This is a genomic window from Alteromonas salexigens, from assembly GCF_025628895.1.
Classification (GTDB): Bacteria; Pseudomonadota; Gammaproteobacteria; order Enterobacterales; family Alteromonadaceae; genus Alteromonas; species Alteromonas salexigens.
Genome location: NZ_JAOTJC010000008.1, coordinates 25769 through 49198 on the forward strand (window position 1 = coordinate 25769; position 23430 = coordinate 49198).

General features: G+C 52.3%; 20 protein-coding genes. 4 read left to right on the plus strand and 16 right to left on the minus strand.

From position 1 onward, the window contains the following. Nucleotides 1–2: 2 nt before the first annotated feature. The 7 genes from leuC to mutS all read right to left on the minus strand — a co-directional run bounded on the left by leuC (nucleotide 3) and on the right by mutS (nucleotide 10883). Nucleotides 3–1403 carry a 3-isopropylmalate dehydratase large subunit gene (leuC, locus tag OCL06_RS09610; protein WP_262993934.1) on the minus strand — a complete coding sequence of 467 codons (1401 nt, stop codon included), beginning with the start codon at nucleotides 1401–1403 and terminating at the stop codon, nucleotides 3–5. Nucleotides 1404–1406: 3 nt separating this feature from the next. Continuing rightward, entirely contained in the window at nucleotides 1407–2504 is a 1098-nt protein-coding gene (leuB, locus tag OCL06_RS09615) for a 3-isopropylmalate dehydrogenase (RefSeq protein ID WP_262993936.1), read from the minus strand. Beyond that, entirely contained in the window at nucleotides 2505–4064 is a 1560-nt protein-coding gene (leuA, locus tag OCL06_RS09620; RefSeq protein ID WP_262993938.1) for a 2-isopropylmalate synthase, read from the minus strand. Between the two features lie 298 nt (nucleotides 4065–4362). Then, nucleotides 4363–5037: a hypothetical protein gene (locus tag OCL06_RS09625; protein WP_262993940.1), complete on the minus strand. Its 675-nt coding sequence runs from the start codon at nucleotides 5035–5037 to the stop codon at nucleotides 4363–4365. Between the two features lie 136 nt (nucleotides 5038–5173). After that, the gene (gene eno / locus OCL06_RS09630) at nucleotides 5174–6466 is read right to left on the minus strand and encodes a phosphopyruvate hydratase (protein ID WP_262993942.1); all 1293 of its coding nucleotides are present in this window, start codon (nucleotides 6464–6466) and stop codon (nucleotides 5174–5176) included. A 61-nt stretch (nucleotides 6467–6527) separates the two neighbouring features. After that, nucleotides 6528–8159 (minus strand): CTP synthase, encoded by a 1632-nt coding sequence (gene pyrG / locus OCL06_RS09635; RefSeq protein ID WP_262993944.1) that lies wholly within the window; start codon nucleotides 8157–8159, stop codon nucleotides 6528–6530. 159 nt (nucleotides 8160–8318) lie between these two features. Continuing rightward, on the minus strand, nucleotides 8319–10883 hold the full coding sequence (gene mutS, locus OCL06_RS09640; RefSeq protein ID WP_262994850.1) for a DNA mismatch repair protein MutS: 2565 nt from the start codon (nucleotides 10881–10883) through the stop codon (nucleotides 8319–8321). A 190-nt stretch (nucleotides 10884–11073) separates the two neighbouring features. On the opposite strand from mutS, the gene OCL06_RS09645 reads away from it, so the two are divergent. Then, nucleotides 11074–11577 (plus strand): CinA family protein, encoded by a 504-nt coding sequence (locus tag OCL06_RS09645; protein WP_262993946.1) that lies wholly within the window; start codon nucleotides 11074–11076, stop codon nucleotides 11575–11577. 112 nt (nucleotides 11578–11689) lie between these two features. Then, complete coding sequence (recA, locus tag OCL06_RS09650; RefSeq protein ID WP_262993948.1) at nucleotides 11690–12754, plus strand: recombinase RecA; 1065 nt, start codon at nucleotides 11690–11692, stop codon at nucleotides 12752–12754. Nucleotides 12755–12830: 76 nt separating this feature from the next. Here the strand turns inward: recA and OCL06_RS09655 are convergent, their stop codons facing one another. Continuing rightward, complete coding sequence (locus OCL06_RS09655) at nucleotides 12831–13508, minus strand: hypothetical protein (RefSeq protein WP_262993950.1); 678 nt, start codon at nucleotides 13506–13508, stop codon at nucleotides 12831–12833. A 174-nt stretch (nucleotides 13509–13682) separates the two neighbouring features. Between OCL06_RS09655 and OCL06_RS09660 the strand changes: the two genes are divergently transcribed. Together OCL06_RS09660 and OCL06_RS09665 are read left to right on the plus strand one after the other, a co-directional pair. After that, nucleotides 13683–14489 (plus strand): ABC transporter ATP-binding protein, encoded by an 807-nt coding sequence (locus tag OCL06_RS09660; RefSeq protein WP_262993959.1) that lies wholly within the window; start codon nucleotides 13683–13685, stop codon nucleotides 14487–14489. Further along, nucleotides 14473–15669, plus strand: a complete 1197-nt coding sequence (locus tag OCL06_RS09665; protein WP_262993961.1) for an ABC transporter permease subunit — start codon at nucleotides 14473–14475, stop codon at nucleotides 15667–15669. The genes OCL06_RS09660 and OCL06_RS09665 overlap by 17 nt, the downstream gene beginning before the upstream one ends. A gap of 23 nt (nucleotides 15670–15692) precedes the next feature. Here the strand turns inward: OCL06_RS09665 and OCL06_RS09670 are convergent, their stop codons facing one another. The 8 genes from OCL06_RS09670 to OCL06_RS09705 are packed head-to-tail and all read right to left on the minus strand — an operon-like array spanning nucleotide 15693 to nucleotide 23423. Further along, entirely contained in the window at nucleotides 15693–16637 is a 945-nt protein-coding gene (locus OCL06_RS09670) for a tetratricopeptide repeat protein (RefSeq protein ID WP_262993963.1), read from the minus strand. Between the two features lie 14 nt (nucleotides 16638–16651). Then, nucleotides 16652–17626 (minus strand): type II secretion system F family protein, encoded by a 975-nt coding sequence (locus tag OCL06_RS09675; RefSeq protein WP_262993965.1) that lies wholly within the window; start codon nucleotides 17624–17626, stop codon nucleotides 16652–16654. Nucleotide 17627: 1 nt separating this feature from the next. Then, nucleotides 17628–18596 carry a type II secretion system F family protein gene (locus OCL06_RS09680; RefSeq protein ID WP_262993967.1) on the minus strand — a complete coding sequence of 323 codons (969 nt, stop codon included), beginning with the start codon at nucleotides 18594–18596 and terminating at the stop codon, nucleotides 17628–17630. 9 nt (nucleotides 18597–18605) lie between these two features. After that, nucleotides 18606–19925 carry a TadA family conjugal transfer-associated ATPase gene (locus OCL06_RS09685; RefSeq protein ID WP_262993969.1) on the minus strand — a complete coding sequence of 440 codons (1320 nt, stop codon included), beginning with the start codon at nucleotides 19923–19925 and terminating at the stop codon, nucleotides 18606–18608. Continuing rightward, complete coding sequence (locus OCL06_RS09690; protein WP_262993971.1) at nucleotides 19925–21160, minus strand: CpaE/TadZ family protein; 1236 nt, start codon at nucleotides 21158–21160, stop codon at nucleotides 19925–19927. The genes OCL06_RS09685 and OCL06_RS09690 overlap by 1 nt, the downstream gene beginning before the upstream one ends. A gap of 34 nt (nucleotides 21161–21194) precedes the next feature. Further along, entirely contained in the window at nucleotides 21195–21662 is a 468-nt protein-coding gene (locus tag OCL06_RS09695) for a TadE/TadG family type IV pilus assembly protein (RefSeq protein WP_262993973.1), read from the minus strand. After that, on the minus strand, nucleotides 21659–22117 hold the full coding sequence (locus tag OCL06_RS09700) for a TadE family protein (RefSeq protein WP_262993975.1): 459 nt from the start codon (nucleotides 22115–22117) through the stop codon (nucleotides 21659–21661). Before OCL06_RS09700 ends, OCL06_RS09695 begins: the two co-directional genes overlap by 4 nt. After that, nucleotides 22110–23423 (minus strand): TadE/TadG family type IV pilus assembly protein, encoded by a 1314-nt coding sequence (locus tag OCL06_RS09705; protein ID WP_262993977.1) that lies wholly within the window; start codon nucleotides 23421–23423, stop codon nucleotides 22110–22112. Before OCL06_RS09705 ends, OCL06_RS09700 begins: the two co-directional genes overlap by 8 nt. Nucleotides 23424–23430 lie beyond the last annotated feature (7 nt).

Sequence of the window (23430 nt, forward strand, 5' to 3'; positions counted from 1 at the left end):
GGTTACTCCTGAAATTCTCTGACATCGGCAAAGTGACCACGCAGTGCGGCGGCCACTGCCATAGCCGGGCTCACCAGATGCGTGCGCGCGCCCCGGCCCTGACGGCCTTCAAAATTACGGTTGCTGGTAGAGGCGCAGCGATCGCCCGCCGTGAGGATATCGTCGTTCATCCCCAGGCACATGGAACAGCCCGGTAACCGCCACTCAAAACCGGCTTCGGTAAATATGGTATCCAGTCCTTCGGCCTCGGCCTGGCGTTTTACCGCGGCAGACCCGGGCACCACCATGGCAGTCACCGACTTGCTAACTTTACCCTGCCGGGCAATGCTGGCAGCGGCGCGTAAGTCTTCGATTCGGCTGTTGGTGCAGGAACCAATAAATACATGGCTCACGGCAACATCTGCCAGCTTCTGTCCGGCGCTCAACCCCATATAGGCAAGGGCTTTACGGGCGCTTTCCTGCTCAATAGGATCCTGGAAGTCGTCAGGGGAGGGCACCGGCGCATTCACCCCAATGACCTGACCGGGGTTGGTGCCCCAGGTGACCTGAGGAGCAATATCTTCTGCTTGCAACGTGACGATGGTATCGAACTGCGCGCCCGCATCGCTGTGCAGCGCTTTCCATGACGCGACAGCTGCGTCCCAGTGCGCTTCTGAAGGGGCAAACTCGCGCCCCTGCAAATACGCAAAGGTGGTTTCGTCGGGCGCAATCAAGCCGGCTTTGGCGCCGGCCTCAATACTCATATTACATATGGTCATGCGCTCTTCCATCGACAGCGCACGAATGGCCTCGCCGGCGTATTCGATAACATGGCCGGTGGCCCCGCCATGACCAATTTCACCGATAATCGCCAGAATAATGTCTTTGGCTGTAATCCCGGTGGGAAGGGTGCCATTTACCTGCACCAGCATGCTTTTCGCTTTACTCTGCTTCAGTGTCTGGGTGGCCAGTACATGCTCTACCTGCGACGTGCCGATGCCGAAAGCCAGTGCGCCAAAAGCGCCGTGGGTGGCGGTATGGGAGTCACCACACACTACGGTCATACCGGGCTGAATAAGTCCCAGTTCTGGCCCCATAACATGCACTATGCCCTGTTTCCGGTGGCCTACCGGATACAGTTTAATGCCGTGCTCTTCGCAGTTCTGCGCCAGCGTTTGTAACTGCAGCGCATTCTGTGGCCCACACGCATCCAGTGCCAGTGAGCGGGTAGAAATGCTGTGATCCATGGTGGCAAAGGTCCGATCCGGACGGCGCACTTTACGGTTTTTTTCGTTCAGGCCGGCAAAGGCCTGCGGTGAGGTGACTTCGTGAATAAGGTGGCGGTCGATGTAGATCAGGTTGTCGTCGCCGATTTGATCGACAACATGGGCCTGCCACACTTTGTCATATAAGGTCTGAGCCATGATTTACTCCTGCGCGTGGATCTGGCGAACAATTTCATCGCCCACCTGGGCGGTCGTGGCGGCACGGTGTCTTTCGCTGGCGGGCAGTAACTCGCCGGTGACCACGCCTTTTTCCAGGGTGGCGACTACGGCCTGTTCAATCACATCAGCGGCTGCGGGGAGGTTCAGGCTGAAGCGCAGCATCATGGCCGCTGACAGAATCTGGGCAATGGGATTGGCAATGCCCTGTCCGGCAATATCGGGGGCGGAGCCGCCGGCTGGCTCGTACAGGCCGAAGCCATTGCCGTTCAGGCTGGCCGACGGTAACAAGCCCATCGACCCGGTCATCATGGCGCACTCATCAGACACTATGTCGCCAAAGAGATTCGAGCACAGCAGCACATCAAACTGGGCCGGGTTCTTCATTATTTGCATGGTCGCATTGTCGATGTAGATGTGTTCCAGCGTAACATCCGGGTAGTCGGCGGCCACTTCCTCGGTCACCTCCCGCCACAAGCGGCTGGTGACCAGTACATTGGCTTTGTCTACCGAGGTCACTTTGCCCCGGCGTTTGCGGGCAGCGTCAAACGCGGAGACGGCGATACGGCGAATCTCCCGTCTGGAATAGCGCATGGTGTCGTAAGCGAATTCCTCTTCGCCCTGACCTTCACGCCCTTTCGGTTGCCCGAAGTAAATGCCACCGGTCAGTTCCCGCACGACCAGCACGTCCACACCACTGGCGGCAATGTCAGCCCGTAAGGGTGATAACGCTTCCAGGCCGGGATAAATCCGCGCCGGGCGCAGATTACTGAATAAGTCAAAATGGCTGCGAAGGGTCAGCAGGGCGGCGCGCTCAGGGCGTTGCTCAAGGGGCAGGGTGTCCCATTTTGGGCCGCCGATAGAGCCAAACAGTATTGCATCCGCGTGCTCGCAACCGGCCAGCGTGGCTGCCGGTAATGCCTCGCCCTCGGTGTCGATAGCGAAGCCACCCACCGGATATGACGTGCGCTCTAAGGTAATAGCAAATTTTTGTTCGACCGCACTCAGCACCTTGTCGGCTTCCTGCATCACTTCTGGCCCAATGCCATCCCCGGCCAAAACTGCAATGGAAAACTGGCTCATTTACACTCCTGCTATGCGTTCTTGTTGGTTTTTCTGCTGGTCGATTTGATCGGCCAGGTGGGTATTATTTAATACGAAGATCAGCGCTTTCACACCTGCCTCCACAATGTCAGTGGCCAGCCCGATACCGTGGAAGCGGCGATCTTTGTATTCGGCGATTACACTGACCTGGGCCAGCGCATCTGCGCCTTCACCTTTCGAGTCCAGTGCGAAGTCCACAAGTTCTACGCCGTCCAGCTGGATCATATCGATAATGGCGTTATAGGCAGCGTCTACCGGGCCGTTACCTATTGCGGAGGCAGTGACAGAGGCATCGCCTACCCGCAACCGCACGGTGGCACTGGGCACTATTTCCCGGCCAGAGTTAGCCTGCAGGTATTCCAGTTCATAATACGCCTGCTCGTGCTTTTGCTTGTCGAAGAACAGCAACGCTTCCAGATCGTAGTCGTATACCTGGCCCTTTTTATCTGCCAGTGTCAGGAACGCCTGATAAACCGCTTCCAAATCGTATTCTTCCGGCTGATAGCCCAGCTCTTTCAGGCGGTGCTTAATGACATGACGGCCTGAGCGGGAAGTTAAATTGAGGTTGTTCTTATTGATGCCGACGCTTTCCGGCGTCATGATTTCATAGGTATTCTGCGCTTTAAGTACGCCATCCTGGTGAATGCCAGAGGAATGACTGAAGGCGTTCGCGCCGACAATGGCCTTGTTTGACTGTACCGGCATGTTGCACAGCTGGCTGACCAGCCTGGAGGTTCGGGATATTTCGCTGGAGTTAATCCGGGTATCCAGACCCAGCATGGTGCTACGGGTTTTCAGGATCATGGCAATTTCTTCCAGTGCGGCATTACCCGCGCGCTCGCCAATACCATTAATGGTGCATTCTACCTGCCGGGCACCCTGTTCCACTGCCGCTAGCGAATTGGCGACCGCGAGACCAAGATCGTTATGACAATGCACCGAAATAGTGGCCTTGTCGATATTCGGTACCCGGTTAAACAGCTGCGCGATGATACGTCCGAATTCAGTGGGGGTGGTATAGCCTACGGTGTCTGGAATATTTACCGTCGTCGCCCCGGCACTAATGGCCGCTTCCACCATGCGGCACAGGTAATCGATATGGGTGCGTCCGGCATCTTCACAGGAGAACTCGACGTCGTTGGTGTAACCCCGGGCACGTTTTACAGCCGCTACGGCCATGTCTACCACTTCATCCTGTGACTTTTTAAGTTTGGCACCCACATGAATTTCGGACGTGGCGATAAAGGTATGAATACGAAAGTTCTCCGCCACTTTCAGGGCTTCATTACAGGCGTCGATGTCGGCGGGCAGGGCACGGGCTAATCCGCATACGGTGGCATTTTTCACTTCCCGGGCAATCATCTGTACTGAGCGAAAGTCGCCCGGCGAGGACACCGGAAAACCGGCCTCGATAATATCTACGCCAAGCCGTTCCAGGGCCAGCGCAATCTGGAGTTTTTCTTTGGCGCTCAGACTGGCGGGCAGCGCCTGCTCACCGTCCCGTAACGTGGTATCAAAGATTTTAACCTGATCTGTCATGGCCTGTTCTCTTTTGCTTAGTTAAAAAAAAACCCGTGCAAAGCACGGGTTTTCGCTGTTTATTGCTGGACGCAATCTACCCGTGCAGTCTGGCTGCCATGAGGAGTAGTAGCGATAGAATATGGCGGTACATGATGAGTATGCCTGTACGTTGCGTCCTGTTGATGGACTCAATGTAACCGCGCTGAATAGTCAGGTCAACCTTTCTTTACAAGCCTGTATATAATAAAAGGTTATAAGTTTTGCTGGGTGCTTGAAGTTGGCTCTGTATTGTGTTTGCGCGAACGTAAAGGGGAGGTTAGCGGGTGGGCGTTAACCGGAATGTTTTCCAGTTGATATTGCCGGATAACAACATTTCCCGTAGCGACAACGCTCGCGGTGAACTGCGGCCTTTATGGTTCCAGGTGTGCCCACAGCACGCTGCGGTCATGATGGGTTTTGACGGGCGTAGCAACCGGCAACGGACTGTATTTGGCGCGGGCGGGTCAACTGGCTCACCGTCCATGTGGAACCAGCCATGCTTATTCGCGTGTAGTTTATGTTCAGCCGCTTGCAGCATATCGACAGAGTCGAGCTCAATGTGATCGCCTTCAATACTCTGAACATGTACCGGCACAACGAGACCGTACTCACTGTAACGGCTGTACCATTGGGCGGTTTTGTCCGGTTCGGAGCGATGTGCCGGGCATTTTGCGGCCGGCTTTGCCTGCCAGCTGGCGTTGTGGCTGTCTACATCGATAGGCGCGTTGTTGCGGGCAAGAAAGTATGCCGCCCGACGAATATGGTGGGGTAAACCCTGCAGGCGTCGCCGTAATAGCGGAAGCTGCGTGGGGCCCTGCGTGGCCAGCACGTGTAGTTCGCGTTCATACAGCGCATTACACAGTTCAGCAAACTCGGGGTAGGTGGCTGCAGTACTGCTGCTGATTTCGAAAATGTCAGTCTGACTGGACCAATTGTCAGTGCCTGAGGCCATGGCGTACGCGCGGTTTCTGTTAGTTCAGCTTAAGGTACCAATAAAAAGGGGCGATAGCCAAGCCTATCGCCCCTTTCCTGTAGATGTTGGTCGGCCCGGTTGTGCTATTGCCTGCCGGGCGACACGTCAGCGATGATTACTGACCTTTGATTTCCGAGCGACCACGGTAAGCCGCCTGGCTGCCCAGGGCTTCTTCAATACGTAGCAGCTGGTTGTACTTGGCTACCCGATCAGAACGACACAGTGAGCCGGTTTTGATTTGGCCCGCTGCCGTACCTACTGCCAGGTCGGCAATAGTGGCATCTTCGGTTTCACCAGAGCGGTGTGAGATAACTGCTGTAAAGCCGGCATCTTTTGCCATCTTAATGGCGTTCAGTGTCTCGGTTAATGAACCGATTTGGTTGAACTTGATAAGAATTGAGTTACCAATGCCGTTCTCGATACCGCGGGTCAGAATTTTGGTGTTAGTTACGAACAAATCGTCGCCGACCAGTTGTACTTTGTCGCCAATTTTCTTGGTCAGGCTGGCCCAGCCGTCCCAGTCGCTTTCGTCCAGACCGTCTTCGATAGACACGATGGGGTACTGGTTAGCCAGGTCCGCCAGGTAGTCACCAAAAGCTTCTGAGTCAAAGCTCTTGTTCTCGCCCGACAGCACATACTGGCCGTCTTTGTAGAATTCTGATGCGGCGCAATCCAGTGCCAGAGTTACATCTTCATTCATTTTGTAACCGGCAGCTTCGACGGCTTCAACAATCACGGCTAACGCTTCTGCGTTAGAGCTCAGGTTAGGGGCAAAACCACCTTCGTCGCCAACTGCGGTGTTCAGGCCTTTGGCCGACAGTACTTTTTTCAGGCTATGGAAGATTTCAGCACCCATACGCAGGGCTTCTTTGAAGCTGGCCGCGCCAACCGGCTGTACCATGAATTCCTGAATATCTACGTTGTTGTCGGCGTGCTCGCCACCATTGATGATATTCATCATCGGTACAGGCATAGAGTACTTGCCGGAAGTACCGTTCAGGTCTGCGATGTGTTCGTACAGCGCCACACCTTTTTCTGCGGCGGCCGCTTTGGCGACAGCAAGAGACACGGCCAGAATTGCATTCGCGCCCAGCTTTTCTTTGTTTTCAGTGCCGTCCAGACTGATCATCGCGTTGTCGATGTCTTCCTGGGCAATCGGATCTTTTCCAATCAGCGCTGGGGCAATAACGTCATTAATCGCGGCAACTGCTTTTAAAACACCTTTGCCAAGATAGCGTGACTTGTCGCCGTCGCGCAGTTCAAGCGCTTCACGAGAGCCTGTAGATGCACCGGAAGGGGCAGTGGCGCGGCCCATGATGCCTGACTCCAGGATCACATCCGCCTCAACGGTGGGGTTACCACGTGAGTCCAAGATTTCTCTACCGATAATGCGACTAATTTTCGCCATGTTATTTCCTCAACAATTGTGAGAGACCACCACGGGAGGGAGCGGCCTCTTATTTTTAAAATCAGTGATTTTCTTTCTGATATTTGCCAGCAGCTTCCACAAACCCGGTAAACAGTGGGTGTCCATCACGGGGAGTTGATGTGAACTCCGGGTGGAACTGACCGGCAACAAACCACGGATGGTCTGGTATTTCGATAACTTCGACAAGCCGTTTGTCAGTGGACAAACCACTTACCTTCAGGCCAGCGGCCTCAATTTGATCACGCAGGTTATTGTTTACCTCGTAACGGTGACGGTGACGTTCGAAAATTTCATCGCTGCCGTAAATATCATATACCTTAGTGCCTGGGATCAGGTGACACAGCTGGCTACCAAGGCGCATGGTGCCACCTAAGTCTGATGACTCGTCACGTTGTTCTTTGGTGCCGGCCGCATCCAGCCACTCGGTAATAAGGCCAACCACCGGGAACGGGGTGTCCTGATCAAACTCGGTGCTGTTCGCGCCTTCCATACCGGCTACGTTGCGGGCAAACTCAATTAACGCTACCTGCATACCCAGGCAAATTCCCAGGTAAGGCACCTTGTTTTCACGGGCATAGTTCACCGCCGCGATCTTACCTTCAATACCGCGCTCCCCAAACCCGCCGGGCACCAGAATCGCATCCAGGTGCTCCAGAATCTGAGTACCTTTGCTTTCCACATCCTGGGAATCGATATGATGGATATTAACCGTCAGGCGGTTTTTCAGGCCGGCATGTTTAAGCGCCTCGTTGACAGATTTATACGCATCCGGCAGCTCCACATATTTACCTACCATGCCAATGTTTACTTCGGCGGTGGGGTTAGACTCGGCGTACAACACCTGTTCCCACTCGGTCAGGTCAGCTTCTTTGCAGTCCAGACCAAAACGGTCAACCACCAGCTGATCCATACCCTGCGCTTTCAGTGCCGCAGGGATCCGGTAAATGCTATCGACGTCTTTTAACGATATGACCGCTTTTTCGGCTACGTTGGTAAACAGTGCGATTTTAGAACGCTCGGTGGCGGGCAACGCGCTCACGGAGCGGCACACCAGAATGTCAGGCTGAATACCAATAGAACGTAATTCTTTTACTGAGTGCTGGGTTGGCTTGGTTTTAACTTCGCCCGAGGCCGGCATGTAGGGCACCAACGTCAGGTGCATATACATGGCGCGTTCACGTCCCACTTCAGTGCCCAGCTGACGGATGGCTTCCAGGAAGGGCTGTGATTCAATATCACCAACCGTTCCACCAATTTCAACAATGGCCACATCGTGTCCCTGCGCACCCTCGACAACCCGGCGTTTAATTTCGTTGGTGATATGGGGAATAACCTGAATGGTCGCACCCAGATAATCGCCGCGTCTTTCGCGTTTCAGCACTTCCTCATACACCCGTCCGGTGGTGAAGTTATTCCGCTTGGTCATGCGGGTACGGATAAAGCGCTCGTAATGGCCTAAATCGAGGTCGGTTTCGGCGCCGTCATCGGTCACAAAAACTTCACCATGCTGGATTGGGCTCATTGTGCCCGGGTCGACATTGATGTACGGGTCGAGTTTTAACATGGTTACGGTGAGACCACGCGCTTCAAGGATTGCCGCCAGCGATGCAGCAGCAATACCCTTACCAAGCGATGATACGACACCACCGGTGACGAAAATATAATTTGTCATGCGAAACCTAAGGCGTTGGGTTGTAAGGATAATGTGTGTTTACGGACCAGAGCGGCCAGCCACACTTGGACGGCGTAATAGTATACCGAAAGAGTAGTATGCAAACAATCAGTTTGCCTGCCCGCCGTTGAATTAGGTTGCCGGCAGGCAGGGGAGGTGTCAGGACTGACGCAGCCGTTTGAGGGTATATAACAGGTCCAGTGCCTGCCGGGGTGACAACTCGTCCGGTACCAGGTTATCCAGGGCGTCCAGTACCGGGTGGGGTTTATCCTCGAAAGTAAGACTGGCTTGCGCCGGTGTCTGACTGTCAGCTTGCGGCTGCGTATTGGCATCGCCGATAGGATTGTTCTCCATGGCTTTGCTGTTTTCCAGTAAATGCAGTTTCTGACGCGCTGCCTGGATCACCGTTTTTGGCACGCCGGCCAGCTGCGCTACCTGCAAGCCATAACTTTTACTGGCAGCGCCTTGTTCTACCGTGTGCATGAAGCGAATGGTTTCGTCGTGCTCCACCGCGTCCAGGTGCACGTTTACCACGGTATCTACTGAGTCGGCCAGTTGCGTGAGCTCGAAATAATGGGTGGCGAATAATGCATAGGCCTGTAGCTCGCGGGCCAGATAACTGGCACAGGCCCACGCCAGTGACAGCCCGTCGTAGGTGCTGGTGCCGCGGCCTATTTCATCCATCAGAACCAGTGAATGTTCGGTGGCGTTATGCAGAATATTGGCTGTTTCGGTCATTTCCACCATAAAGGTAGAGCGGCCCGAAGCCAGATCATCCGACGCGCCTATGCGGGTAAAGATGCGGTCTACTTTGCCTATCACGGCCTGTTCGGCAGGCACAAAGCAGCCGAGATAAGCCATTAGTACAATCAGGGCAGTCTGACGCATATAGGTTGACTTACCGCCCATGTTGGGACCGGTGATCACCAGCATGGACTGACTTTCATTCAGGGTAAGCGGGTTGGCAATAAACGGGTCTTTCATTACCTGCTCCACCACCGGGTGGCGCCCAGCCTGATAACGAATTTCCCGGTTCTGGGTCAGCGTGGGCCGGTATAAATCAAGACTCACGGCGCGCTCGGCAAAACCGCAGATCACGTCAAGCTTGGCCAGACTGGCGGCACTGTCGATCAGGCTATTCAGGTGGGGCGCGATATCGTCGAACAGGGCGTCATATAATTGTTTTTCCAGCGCCAGCGCCCGGCTCTGACTTGTGAGTACCTTATCCTCGTGCTCTTTAAGCTCCGGGGTAATAAAGCGTTCGGTGTTTTTCAGGGTCTGGCGGCGAATATACTCGGCAGGGGCATTACCGCTGGCAGCCCGGCTGATTTCGATAAAGAAGCCATGCACACGGTTATAGCCCACCTTCAGGGTGGCGATGCCGGTGCGTTCACGCTCGCGTTGCTCCATGGCATCAAGGTAGTCAGTGGCGCCCTGAGACAACTCCCGCAACTCATCAAGTTCGGCGTTATACCCCGGAGCGATCACGCCGCCGTCGCGGATGACCACGGGGGGATTGTCCACAATCGCCCGGTTTAACAGGGCTTGTAGTTCCGGGTATTCGTCAATGCGGTCGGCCAGTTGCTGTAACAGCGGTGTTTCGAACCGGGCAAGCGTTTGTTGCAATTCCGGCAGCAGGTTTAGTGCCTGACGCAGCCGGGAAAAGTCCCGGGGCCGGGCAGAGCGCAGGGCGAGCCTGGCCATGATGCGTTCAATGTCACCAATGGCTTTCAGCGTGTCGCGCACCGCGTCGGCATCGCCCTGGGTTAGCGCTTCAATGGCATCCTGGCGCTGCACCAGCTCGTGATGATCAGTAATCGGTGCGTGCAGGTACCGTTGTAACAATCGGCTGCCCATGGCGGTGGACGTGGCGTCGAGTACGCTGAATAAGGTATTTTCCTGACCACCGGATAAATTATGGGTAAGCTCCAGGTTGCGGCGGGTAGCGGCATCCAGCTGGATGCGGGTGTTCTGCTGCTCTTTTTGGATCTGTCTGATGTGGGGCAGGGCGGTTCGTTGTGTATCTTTGACATACTGCAATACGCAACCCGCTGCACCCAGCCCTTTACTTAGGTCGCTTACCCCAAAACCGTCCAGTGTCGCGGTATTAAACTGGGCGTTGAGCTGCTCGGTGGCCGAATCGGGATCGAATTCCCATTCGGGACGCCGGCGAAGCCCTTTACGCTGATCAATTAACGGCAAACTCTCAAAGCCTTCCGGATAGAGTAATTCCGCCGGGTTCAGGCGTTGTAGCTCGGCCAGTAACTGTTCGTCTGAGTCACATTCGGAAACTAAAAAACGTCCGCTGGTGATATCCAGCGTGGCCAGGCCATACTGCATGCTGTGCCCGCACACGGCGGCCAGAATATTATCCCGCCGCTCTTCCAGCAGCGCTTCATCGGTTACCGTGCCAGGGGTGACAATGCGCTGTACCCGGCGTTCTACCGGCCCCTTGCTGGTGGCAGGGTCGCCCACCTGTTCACAAATGGCGACCGACTCGCCCATTTTTACCAGCCGGGCCAGATAACTCTCTACCGCATGGTATGGAACCCCGGCCATAGGAATGGGGTCGCCGCCGGATTTACCACGGGCCGTCAGGGATATGTCCAGCAGCTCTGCTGCACGTTTGGCATCATCGTAAAACAACTCATAGAAATCGCCCATCCGGTAAAATAGCAGGATGTTGGGGTGTTGTGCCTTGATTGCCAGATACTGGCGCATCATGGGGGTATGTGATTCCAAAAAGTACCTCGATGTGGTGTCAGCGAATGTTGCAGAGGCGGGTCGCGATAACGCCACCGACCTGAATTTTTGTTTAGCCAAACTCAGCGGCAAAAATGGTACACTTTTTTTGGTGTTTCTGTCAGGTAGGAATTGTCCTAATGACCCCGTTTGGCGAAAAGGAGAGCAACCTATGATTACTGAATCAGCCGTGTTGGCATTTGGAGAGCGGCTGCGGGAGCGTGGTTGGTCGGTATCCTGCGCCGAGTCCTGTACCGGCGGCGGCATTGCCCATGCGTTTACGTCCGTGGCAGGCAGCTCTGACTGGTTCAATGTGTCCTGGGTGACTTACTCAAACGCCGCCAAACAACAGGCTTTGGGGGTACAGGCTGCTACCCTCGCTGAACACGGCGCGGTTTCCGAAGCGGTAGTCAGAGAAATGGTTACCGGCGTACATCACCACAGCGGAGCAGATTTGGCTGTCGCGGTAAGCGGTATAGCCGGGCCGGGCGGCGGTTCACCAGAAAAGCCAGTGGGTACGGTCTGGTTTGGGTTCTATTGCCGGGGTGACGTGCTGTGCACGGCAAAAGTGTTTGCCGGCGACCGGAGCGCGGTGCGGGAACAGGCTGTTGAGTTTGCCATTCAGTTTCTGGACCAGTGGCTGGTTGTTAACGCGCCCGGAAATCAACAGGATTAAGAAAACCGCGACAATACACTTGAAACTGTATAAGTGTACAGTATAGAATGCAGTCATTCGTTGGTAAACTTCGCAACGTCAAAATTAACCGCACATCCCAGAGGATATTAACGTGGACGATAACAGATCAAAAGCGCTCACTGCAGCCGTCGGACAAATTGAAAAGCAGTTCGGTAAAGGTGCCATCATGCGTCTTGGTGACAACCAGGCCATGGACATCGAAGCTATCTCAACCGGCTCCCTGAGTATCGATATCGCGTTAGGCATAGGTGGTCTTCCCTGTGGACGTGTTGTTGAAATTTACGGCCCGGAGTCTTCCGGTAAAACCACGCTGACATTACAGGTGATCGCCGAAGCCCAGAAAAAAGGGAAAACCTGTGCGTTCGTCGATGCAGAGCACGCGCTGGATCCTATCTACGCAGGTAAGCTGGGTGTGAATATCGACGACCTGCTGGTATCTCAGCCCGACACGGGCGAGCAGGCGCTGGAGATCTGCGACATGCTGGTGCGCTCAGGTGCGGTTGATGTGGTTATCGTCGACTCCGTAGCAGCCCTGACACCGAAAGCGGAAATTGAAGGTGATATGGGTGACTCCCACGTTGGTTTGCAGGCACGACTGATGTCTCAGGCGCTGCGTAAACTTACGGCAAACATCAAGCGTTCAAATACGCTGTGTATTTTCATTAACCAGATTCGTATGAAGATTGGTGTGATGTTCGGGAACCCGGAAACGACTACCGGTGGTAACGCCCTGAAATTCTATTCGTCAGTACGTCTGGACATTCGTCGTATCGGCGCAGTGAAAGAAGGCGACGAAGTAGTCGGTAACGAGACCCGGGTGAAGGTGGTGAAAAACAAAGTGGCGCCGCCGTTCAAACAAGCCGAGTTTATGATCCGTTACGGCGAAGGCATAAGCAAAGAAGCCGAGCTTATCGACCTGGGCGTGAAACAGAAGCTGGTGGACAAAGCCGGTGCCTGGTACAGCTATAAAGGCGACCGTATTGGTCAGGGTAAAGCGAATGTTATGAAGTTCCTCAAAGAAAACCCTGAAATTGCCAATGAAATTGAGCAGCTGATCCGCAGCGAGTTACTGCTGAGCAAAAAGGAAAAAGCGGATCTTGCCGAAGCGGAAGCTGCCGCAGCTGAGAAAGGCGATACGGACGCGCCGCTGGCATAAGCGACATTCGTTCTGCGTAAACTATACTAAGCCTGTACACAGTACAGGCTTTTTTTATGGCTGGCCGGCTGCGGACTTAAGTTTCGCGGATACCGTATTGCAGTGCACAGCCATCAGGCAGCAGCTTGTCTTCCATTGGCGTAAGCGTGGTGACCTTCACCGGGCTGACCTTGTCCACTTCCGTATGTTGCGATACTTCCAGATAAGTATGTAGATAGGGAGCATCAGCATTAAGCTCGATGTACGGGAAGCTGGTGATGTGCCAGTTGCCAGAGATTTCTTGTTGCGCCAGATTCAGGGTAAATTCACCGTTATCGTGAAGCGTTAACTGGCCGCTGGCATTGCAACCTAACGTCCGGTAGGCCTGTGATAAATCCGCGGCACTCAGCCCTGATTGTGGATTAATATTATCAGGAACAATGTACAACCCGATGGACCGTCGGGAATACCAGTGATTGCTCATTTGCAATACGCGGATATGACTGACGGGCCAGTTCTCACTCACTGCCGACTCCAGCCGGAATACCGCGTCCCGATCGCGTAACAGGGGGGAATACAATACGGTAGTACTGTACACACCGGCCGGATACGGGTGGGCGTTGGTTTTTACCTTAAATTCAGCCCGGCGAAGCGCCTGCGTGACATCGGCTATCTGCTGTTCATCCAGGTAGCGGGTATTTACATGAACCGTTGTATTACTGCAGGCTGTGAGAACAAACAGCACCGCAACAAGCCAGCATGTGCGACATTCCATGTTTCTTCCTAACACATTTATTAACAAAACCACTGTACCAAAAATCGCGGCGAAGGCGTACAGTTTGTCAGCGTAGGAAGACTATCCTGCTTGTCGGTGAACTACAGAACAAAACAATTAAAATAAATGGGTAGAGACCGAACGGAACAACAAAAATCATGAGAGGGAGCCACAATGATTGATATTTCGCATCTTGCGAAGAAGTTCGCTGTTGAGTCGCCAAAAAAGCTCAGCGAACAGGAAAAGAAAGATCCCAGGCTGAAAGGGCGGTTCTTTCATTCAGTAAAAGACGTCAGCTTTCGGTGTGAAAAAGGCGAGGTGGTTGGCTTACTGGGTCCTAACGGAGCAGGCAAAACCACTACCCTGAGAATTCTGTCCACGGCGTTAAAACCGGAACAGGGAGAGGTGCACATCAATGGCATTAATGTGCTAAAGGATCCGGTACTGGCGCGTAAGAAAATTGGTTTTTTATCCAGCTCTACCGGACTCTACGGGCGTTTGTCAGGTCGCGAAAATATTGCGTATTTTGGTCAGCTGCATGGACTGAGCAAAGCGCGCATCGATGAGAAAATTGCTGAAATGGCAGACTTGTTGGACATGCATAGCTTTTTAGACCGCCGTGCCGAGAACTTTTCATCCGGCATGAAACAAAAAGTATCGATTGCCCGTGCGGTTATCCACGATCCCGAGTTAGTGATTCTTGATGAACCTACTACCGGGCTGGATATCATGGCAACGGCCACGGTTATGAGTTTTATCGAGCGCCTGAAAGCGCAGGGTACACCCGTAATATTTTCGACCCACCATCTGGATGAAGTACAGGCACTGTGCGACCGCGTGGTAGTAATAAATCTCGGCGAAACCGTGTTTAACGGCACCACCGCCGAGTTTGCCGACTTGTCTGGTGGGCACATGCACCAGAGTTTCCTGCATACACTGAATGGTACCAAGGAGGAGCACAGCAATGTGGTTAATCTTTAAAAAGGAATTTATGGAGCTGGTAAGGGATCGTAAAACACTTATTTTTATGATCGCACTACCGGTATTGGTGTTCCCCCTGTTAATTGGCGGTACAATATTTTTTACCTCAAACGCGCTGGAAGACGCAGAAAATAAAGTATTGAAGTATGCCGTTATTGGTAATGCTAATGTCGCTGACATCAACAGCGCATTAAGTGAAGATGGGTCCATGCTTGAACGGGTAACGTTAACGGCAGAGCAAGATTATGTGGCGATGATCCAGGCGGACGAATTAGACTTCGTGCTTGAAGTTCCTACGCCGTTTAATAGCGAAGTACTGGAAAGTGGGCAGTTAGCGATTAATTTATACTTCAATGATGCTGGACTGAATAAAGTCTACCAGCGCGTATCCGCGATCCTTACCCCGTTGTCTGAAGAATACCAGTTACAGGCATTTAGGGCACTAGGCCTGTCGGAATCTCAGCAGCAGGCAATTGTCACCCCCATGCTTATAAACCGTGAAAATGTAGCAGATAACCGTGAGGTATGGGGAGAGCGAATTGGTGCGATGTTGCCCTACTTTCTATTTTTCTTATGTTTGCAAGGCGCGATGGCGCCTGCCTCAGATATGGGCGCCGGGGAGAAAGAGCGGGGAACCTTGGAAACACTGCTGATATCACCCATGCCCCGGTATAAGTTGGTACTGGGTAAGTTTTTTGCTATTTCCCTGTCAGGTGTGATTGCTGCATTAGTAACAGTGTCAAGCATGGCCCTTTGGACCGTGATCATATCTCAAGGCCTAGCGGTCGGATTTATAGTAGAGTTACTGTCGTCCATTGGCGTCCTGGATTTTGTACTGGTTTTCCTGATGTTAGTACCGGTTGTGGCTGTTTTTGCTTCACTGTTGTTGTCGCTGTCTATTTATGCACGCTCGTTCAAAGAGGCTCAGAGCTATATGGGCGGGCTGGTAATGGTGATGATTTTTCCTATTATTTTAGCCATGATGCCTGGGATTGAACTGAAAGGTGTGTGGGTATGGGTGCCTCTCACGAATGTAGCGCTGGCCATGAAAGAGCTGGTAAAAGGCACCATGGATTATGTCGCGCTGCTGGGTATTTTTGGCTCCACAGCGTTGATAGCCGGCATATTGTTGGCTTTCTCAGTGCATTGGTTCAACCGCGAAAAGGTATTGTTCAGGTAACCGGGGGAGGCCCCCTATGCCTGTTATGGCATAAACCTGTCGCCTTCCCCCTTTATTACAGATAAATGCTGACGCACGTCGCTGAGGTTTTCATAGGCGACTTCGTAATATTTAGGCGAAGCAGCAATAGCCTGTTCGAAGAAATATTCTGCTTCTTCGTAACGTTGCTCCAGCATTAAAAAGTAGCCTAGGTCGTTATAGGCCTGGGCATCTTCCATTACACGTTTCAGTGTCTGAAAGGCCTTATTATATCGGCCCATTCTGGCATAAACTAACCCAAGGTTTGTCCAGCTTCGCTCGTAAGAGGGCGCAGCGTCGATAGCTTTATGGAATGCGCTAATTGAGGCGGAATAATTGCCCGACAGGTAATGAGAATAGCCCATGTTAGTCAACACCACAGGTGAGTAAGGGGCTATTTGCAAGCTTAACGCGTACATTTCCTTTGCTTTATCGTAACTCCCCATCAAATCATAAGCGACACCAAGGCCGTTATAAGCGTCTAGCGGAGAGGACGCGTCTGTGCCCGCGTAAAATGATTGTATATTGGCTTTTTCTTTGAGACGCGCCTGGTCCAGCGCCGTCACGCGGGCAAAGTAATCAGTGGCTTTCGCCAACTCTTTATTTTGCAAAAGAATTTTAGCCGCGTCTGTTAGTGCATTAATGTGTGTAGGCTCAGCATCGATAATTCGTTGAAGCATGTGCAGTGCAAATTGAGGCTTGCCCATTTGCTTATGCAGCTCTGCCACACGGTAGATGAGGTCTATGTCTTTTGGTGCGTTTTCCAGTGCTTTCAAATAGTACACCAGCGCTTTGTCTTGCTCACCGGCCCGCTCATAATGCTTTGCCATTTCTTCTATTTGCGCTAAGGGTGCCTCCGCTTTTGCAGGGGCTTTTTGCACAGATGAAGGGGTGGTACTGCAAGCGCCTAACAGCACGAAAGAAATAACAACCAGGTTGCGTTTTATCATTGTCCTGCTTCCTTTTAAAATGCCGTATCCCATACTTCCATCACTTTAAGTATGGCAGGGCCGATTGCCACGATAAAAAACGATGGCCAAATGCATACCATCATCGGGAATATCATTTTTACAGCAATTTTCGCAGCCATTTCTTCTGCTGCCTGTAGGCGCTTATCACGGTATTCGTCTGCATAAACCCGCACGGTTTCTGCGACGCCGGTGCCTAGTTTGATGCTTTGTACAATGACAGAGTTTAGGCCACGGATATCGTCCAGACCGGTGCGGTGGCCGAACTCTTCCAGCGCTTTTGACAGGGGGATGCCTACTTTTACTTTTTTGACTACCAGGCCAAGTTCATGAGAAAGCTCACTATGTACCGCTTTTAACTCGCGGCTTACACGTTGGAATGATTCCAGCAGCCCAAGTCCGGACTCACAGCAAACCACCAGTAAATCTAATGCATCCGGAAAGTGCTTGCGTAATTTACGCATGCGCTTCTCGGCTAACCTGGCTAATACAATACCCGGTAAAATAAAGCACCCTCCAACGATAAGAATAATGAGGTAAACAGAGACCATAGCGCTTTGGTCGGGGAAGAGCTTGTGGACAAGTGAGGCCAGCCCTATGCCGAATAACAGGGCCAGGAGCCTAATCGCATAGTACACCTTCAATGCGTTTTCGGAATGAAATCCGGCATGAATTAACAGTTTTCGATTGTCTTTATCTTTATGGATTGTCTTGGCGAAAAACCTGTGGTTGCCGACCTTATTCAAGGTCGCTTCCAAGTAGTTCTGGTAACTAGAACTCATATCGATCCCATCGGAGGAAGCGCGCAAGCGTTGAATTTGCTGACGAATGGGTGAGTAAGTCCCGCTTATGAGATAGAAGAGCGCCATAGCCATCATTAGCCCTGCCAAAAGTGCGATGGCCAGAACGGCCATTTTGACCGTTTGTTCGTTAGTGGTGAGGGAGTACAGCAATCCCCGGAGATATTCCATGCTATGCCTCTAGCTCAAGTAGCTTTTTAATCCAGATCGTACCCACCAACATACCAATCAACCCCCATTTCAACAGCTCATGGCCTTCTTCGGTAGTAAACAGTTCACTTACATAAGTGGGGGTGGTCAGATACAACAGCGCAAATAATGCAAAGGGAAGCAGTACCAGGATCCAGCCACTTAGCCTCCCCTCAGCAGACAGGGTTTTAACTTTGCGGCGAAACTTAAATCGTTGTCTGATGAGTACCGACAGATTTTCAATATTTTCCGCGAGGTTGCCGCCCGTTTCTTTTTGAATGTTGACGGCGCTGGAAAATGCCATTGCTGAAGTGCTTGGCACCCGGCGTACAAACGCGAGCATGGCCGTTTTTAAGTCTGCTCCCAGGTTAATGCGTTGAAACAGAAGCTTCAGTTCATCACTCAAATCGCCTTTTAGTTCTTCAAATACCAGCTTTAACGCCTCATTGAACGCGTAGCCTGCCTGCAAGCCCCGTTTAAGAACGTCTAATGCTTCCGGAAATTGCTCCTCAATGCGATCCATTCTTTTGGCAATATCCCGCTGCAGCTTAAAGTGAAACGCAGCTAGGGTGGCGAGCCAGCAAACTCCAGAGACTAGTATGTCGCGGGTCACCAGCCACAGCAAAACAGATAAAAACGTACTGATGATACCTGCGATAGCCAGGTACTCATGGCCTAACATTTTCGAGCCGCTCAGTTCCAGCTTAAAGGTAAAGTCGCTCACCCAGGGAAGCTCTTCGATGGATTTTCTGAGCGCAGAGAGGTTGTTAAGTCGACTGTTAAGCAATAGCTGTTTGGGAAAATACTGATCGGCGCTAATTAACGTATCCAATTGCTTTTTGAGCTCTTTGGTATCGGCTCGCTGAGGGCTGTTTACAGAAACGAACAGCAGTTGAGAAAGCATCACAACAGCCAGAAATACCAGTACGAGAAAGACGAGTTGTATGTCCATGGCCGGCTCCTAAAAGAAAATCTCTTTGTCTACACCAAATATTTTGTGGGGCATTTCAATGCCCATTGCCACGAGCTTGCGATGAAACAGTGGCACCACGCCGGTGGCTTTGAAGTTACCGTCTACCTTGTTATCGCGGGTGAGGCCGTGCCGCTCGAATTTGAAGAGCTCGGACATAGTAATTGTCTCCCCTTCCATCCCGGTTACCTCTTGTATGCTTATGATTCGGCGACTACCGTCTTCGAGGCGTTGGGTCTGGATAACCAGGTCAATGGCAGAAGCAATTTGCGCACGAATGTTGCGCACAGGCATATCAAATCCCCCCATGCAAATCATGTTCTCCAGTCGGCCCAGCGCATCACGTGGACTGTTTGCGTGCAAGGTGGCCAGCGAGCCCTCATGGCCGGTATTCATGGCTGCCAGCATATCAATAGCTTCTGCACCACGAACCTCACCGATGACAATACGATCAGGACGCATCCGCAGGCAGTTTTTAACCAGATCGCGCTGGGTCACTTCGCCCTTGCCCTCAATGTTAGGAGGGCGGGTTTCAAGCCTTACCGTGTGTGGTTGCTGGAGTTGCAATTCGGCAGAGTCTTCGATGGTAATAATTCGTTCGTCGCCGGGAATGTAACTGGACACGATATTAAGCAGGGTGGTTTTACCACTACCGGTGCCGCCGGAAATTAATACGTTGAGTTTGCCTTTGACCGCCCCTTTTAGCAGGGTATCCATGTCAGCCGTCATTGAACCATAGTCAATGAGCTGGGCAACGGTAAGCTTTTCAACGGTGAACCGCCGGATGGACAGAGAGGGGCCGTCCAGCGCGAGTGGGGGGATAATTGCGTTCACCCGGCTACCGTCTTCAAGGCGCGCATCCACCATCGGGGATGACTCATCTACGCGGCGGCCAATCCGTGATACGATCCGATCGATAATGCTCAGTAAGTGCCGGTTGTCGTAAAAGCGCACGGCTGCACGTTCCAGCTTGCCGGCGCGTTCTACATAAATGTTATTAAAGTTATTTACCAAAATATCCGAAATTGAGGTGTCTGACATCAGCACTTCAAGGGGGCCAAGGCCAAGTATTTCGTCCAGCACCAGTCGGGTAATTACCTCACGTGTGGCCATATTGATGGGGCGGGGGTAGTTTTCAAGTAGCTTGCGGCAGCACTCAGTGATTTGCTGTCTGGCAGTCGTTTCCTCTATTTTTTCCAACATGGATGGGTCCAGCATATTCAGAACCTCACTGAACACTTCCTGCTTGGTATCGATATCAGCGGAGGTAAGCTGTTCATACGGATCGATAAAATGTTGTTCACCGTCCATTATCTACTCCTTAACAGTCTGCGGAAAAAACCTGCTTTTTCTTTGCAGGGGGCGTCTGGCTTTATCTCAGTTGCGAAGCAAACAATGCGCTCTAATTCTGCGGACAGCTTTTTGTGGTTAGCTAAGGACTCTAAAGGCCGGCCCAGGTCGGTACGCAATTTTGCCAGTGCAAAATTGTTTCCAATGGTGAAAGTTTGCTTAATGCCCAGTACAGACTGCACATCACCGAGTGTGATTTCCCCCTGGTCCGGGACGAAGCGATTGATGATGACTGCAACTTTTTTCGAGCTCATATCAATGTGACTGCGAAGCTCCGTCAGCATGGCTTTGGTTTCTCGAAGGGAGGCAACACTGAGCTGCATCACCACCAGTATGGTAGAGCTATGCGACAATAATGGGAGCGTCTGATATTCAAGTCCTTTCGACATGTCGACAAATACTTCGTCAAACGCCTGCCTTATTTTCCAGCTTAACTTGTTTAAATTCTGCGGCGAGTGGGCATCCTGCTTGAGGCGTGAAAAAGGGGTGTTGCCAATAAGGTGGGTAGTGTCTTTACTCGTCATCATAGATCGAATTGCCGCTTCATCCAGCTTTTCCAGCTCCCCTATTGCCTGGTCAATGGTAAATCGGCTTTCAAATCGTAAGCCATGTGCTAGCGAAGGGTAGTTGAAGTCTGCATCCAGCAATGCCAGCTGCTTCGTAGTGAGTTCAGAAAATACCTCGCTCATACAACAGGTGATAAAGGTGGCGCCGGAACCGGCCTTACCATTAATAATCGAGGTAAGCGGAGCAATACGCTGAGACTGGCTTACTGCGTCGGCGATATTGACCAGCGCCTGGTGCAATGTTTCGGTGACTTCCGTGGCGGGCAATAGATCGTCAACTTTATGCTGTACCGCCAGTTTCGCTATTTCAGTGGTCAGGTTCTCACAGATAAGTAACCGGTGTGGGACCTTGTGCACCAACCGTTGCAGAAGAGTGCTGGCACCCGCCGGAGACTCTACATACACGACGGCAACATGAAACTTGCTGAGGTCTTTGGGTAGGGTGTCAGTGAAAGTGGCTTCCAGCATATCATCATGGTCCACCTGTGGCCCGACAAGGCTTTTTACCTGACTCGACGTAGACATGATTAACACGTTGAGCCGGCTTGAAAGATTAGGCCGCGACAGTTTTTGTGCCGCCACAACTGGGGTCGGGTAATCGATAACGCAGGAGGTGCTTTCATTGTTCATAGTGCTGTCCTTATCCATAGTACGTTCTCATTAGTCAGCTACCATCACAGACCGTATAGCCCCAGCGTGTCACTCCCAGACTCTCCCTGGGGAGTGTTGAGGCGAAGTTCGGGGAGTTAAGGGTCAGAGCCAGCCCCGGCACCAAAAAGTCGTGCTGATAATTGATGATTTCAGCCCTTACCAGGTCAATTTGCCCATAAGATGTGGCTGTGGCGCCCTCCTCGGTGAGATAACTAACGGCAATATTGGCGGCCGAGAAGTTAGGGATTAACGGCATGAGGTCAGTAACCGCATAAATGATGGCGTTATTGTCCGCCAGCTGGTTTTCCTGGTCGAAGTCACAAACCACTACCAGCCGGGCTACTCGCCTGCTGGCTTCGGTAATGACATTCCAGGTGAAAAACAAGCGACCCACCTCAAAAACACTGAAAAGGACAAGAAAAAACACTGTTCCCACTACAGCAAACTCCACCGAGTAAACGCCTCGCTGATTGTGCTTCACTGGGATGCCCTCATGGTGTACGCCACCGTCATGGGGAACGCCAGTGATATACCCCCATCCCCGGTGAGTGAAAACAAGGAATCAGAAAATATCGGTGTCCACTGATATGAAACGGTAATGGTTACCCAGTCGCCGCTGAGAGAATAGCTGATATCGGCAGCGGCTAATCCGGGCAGAAGTTCGCTCTGACCGTTGGTATCACCAGATATGATCAGGTTCGAGGTTTTGGTTTTCAGGCTATCTGGCAGGGAGGGGATCCCGGTATTCCCCTGGTAGGCCCGATCGCTGATATAGCGGCCGGCGTCACGCACTGAGTTGGTGAGCGCGTTGTACTGATATAACAATCTGCCAAACTCCGCCGTAGCGAAAATCAGAAAAAATAATAGCGGCGCGATCAGAGTGAATTCTATGACCGCCACCCCCCGTTGATGAGTAAACGCTGTGATCCTAGGCATCAGTTTTCCCCGCGTGATATAGCACCAGCTTATAAGGGCCTGCATTATCCGCAGCATTGCCGGAGGGCACGCCTTCGCTATTGCAGGATTCTATATATTCCCCAATAACATAAGCGTCAGTACCTTTTTGTTGTACAGCCTGTGTCATGAAAAAGCACGCCGAGCCAAAATATCCCAGCTGGTCGGCACCATTGCTCTGGCCATCACAGTCACCCACCAGAATTTGTAATATCCGCCGCTCCACCCGCGCAGGGTCTGGAGCGACTATATCCCCGTTATGATTTACATCGCTGCAGACCGCTGCATTAGAGTCGGCGGTGGCCGTGTCGGTGAGGTATTCGTTATACCGATACGCGTTAGCGTATTGTTCCGAGGTGGTATCCAGGTTGTCGTCTGCATCCAGCGGAATATGCTCGCCCTCGCAGGTATTGAGATCTCGTGGGTGCTCAATATTGTTAATCTGCCCCCCCTGCCACTCGCCCATCCGGGTGTTCAGCCCCTGTGCCACAGGACCTACTGAATTACCCGGTTCGGTATCAATCTGCCCATCTGCGGCGGTAGGGTCGGCCGTAAAACATTGCTCGCCATTATAATCTTCACCGGCCATGGCTTTACGGACATCTGCGGCGCCGGAGGCTCCTTCCAGCCTTACCAGCTGGAAATTTCCAGGGCCAATAGGAGAGCTGGTATTGGAGCTAATTTTTAGCAGTTGCAATTGGCCAATAGGTAAGCCGAAGTTATCCGATGGGTCGTTGTTTGCACCACACACCACCATGGGCACCAGATTGCTGTAACACTCCACTAACGCGGTACTAGGGCCAGAGACCGCACTGGCACTGATTTGTTTATTCAGTCCCAGTACCTGAGCTAAGAAGTTATCCAGCGAAATCCCCGTTACACCTACCCGAATGTAGGTGGCTGTGGCACTGGCGGTAGGCATAAACGGGTCAGGTCGCTCTGAAAACTCAACGAACAACTGTTGCGTCACGCTTTCGCTATAAATATCTGCCGCACTTAAATCCAGGGTGTCGGCAATTTCACTGAATTCTGCGAATGTCAGGTTTTCAGCAATAATATCGACCACCGCCTGACGTGCGTCATCCTGGTTGCCGCCCTGATCAAGCTCACTGGCGCCGCTTAACGCGGCGGCATCGACCAGTAGTTGAAGCCTGGATTTATTCAGCAGCAGGTGACCCCCATCCAGCGCCATAGCCGCGGTGCCGAGCATGGCCAGAAAGCCAATGCAAAAGAGCACCAAAATATTGCCGGTTTGCTTTTGAATGTGGTGGGGAGGCAAGATAGTCATGTGTTTA

Bases quoted from the DNA above. Each gene is read 5' to 3' on its own strand.
- leuC (WP_262993934.1), bottom strand. From the start codon at position 1,403: ATGGCTCAGACCTTATATGACAAAGTGTGGCAGGCCCATGTTGTCGAT.
- leuB (WP_262993936.1), bottom strand. From the start codon at position 2,504: ATGAGCCAGTTTTCCATTGCAGTTTTGGCCGGGGATGGCATTGGGCCA.
- leuA (WP_262993938.1), bottom strand. From the start codon at position 4,064: ATGACAGATCAGGTTAAAATCTTTGATACCACGTTACGGGACGGTGAG.
- OCL06_RS09625 (WP_262993940.1), bottom strand. From the start codon at position 5,037: ATGGCCTCAGGCACTGACAATTGGTCCAGTCAGACTGACATTTTCGAA.
- eno (WP_262993942.1), bottom strand. From the start codon at position 6,466: ATGGCGAAAATTAGTCGCATTATCGGTAGAGAAATCTTGGACTCACGT.
- pyrG (WP_262993944.1), bottom strand. From the start codon at position 8,159: ATGACAAATTATATTTTCGTCACCGGTGGTGTCGTATCATCGCTTGGT.
- mutS (WP_262994850.1), bottom strand. From the start codon at position 10,883: ATGATGCGCCAGTATCTGGCAATCAAGGCACAACACCCCAACATCCTG.
- OCL06_RS09645 (WP_262993946.1), top strand. From the start codon at position 11,074: ATGATTACTGAATCAGCCGTGTTGGCATTTGGAGAGCGGCTGCGGGAG.
- OCL06_RS09655 (WP_262993950.1), bottom strand. From the start codon at position 13,508: ATGGAATGTCGCACATGCTGGCTTGTTGCGGTGCTGTTTGTTCTCACA.
- OCL06_RS09660 (WP_262993959.1), top strand. From the start codon at position 13,683: ATGATTGATATTTCGCATCTTGCGAAGAAGTTCGCTGTTGAGTCGCCA.
- OCL06_RS09665 (WP_262993961.1), top strand. From the start codon at position 14,473: ATGTGGTTAATCTTTAAAAAGGAATTTATGGAGCTGGTAAGGGATCGT.
- OCL06_RS09670 (WP_262993963.1), bottom strand. From the start codon at position 16,637: ATGATAAAACGCAACCTGGTTGTTATTTCTTTCGTGCTGTTAGGCGCT.
- OCL06_RS09675 (WP_262993965.1), bottom strand. From the start codon at position 17,626: ATGGAATATCTCCGGGGATTGCTGTACTCCCTCACCACTAACGAACAA.
- OCL06_RS09680 (WP_262993967.1), bottom strand. From the start codon at position 18,596: ATGGACATACAACTCGTCTTTCTCGTACTGGTATTTCTGGCTGTTGTG.
- OCL06_RS09685 (WP_262993969.1), bottom strand. From the start codon at position 19,925: ATGGACGGTGAACAACATTTTATCGATCCGTATGAACAGCTTACCTCC.
- OCL06_RS09690 (WP_262993971.1), bottom strand. From the start codon at position 21,160: ATGAACAATGAAAGCACCTCCTGCGTTATCGATTACCCGACCCCAGTT.
- OCL06_RS09700 (WP_262993975.1), bottom strand. From the start codon at position 22,117: ATGCCTAGGATCACAGCGTTTACTCATCAACGGGGGGTGGCGGTCATA.
- OCL06_RS09705 (WP_262993977.1), bottom strand. From the start codon at position 23,423: ATGACTATCTTGCCTCCCCACCACATTCAAAAGCAAACCGGCAATATT.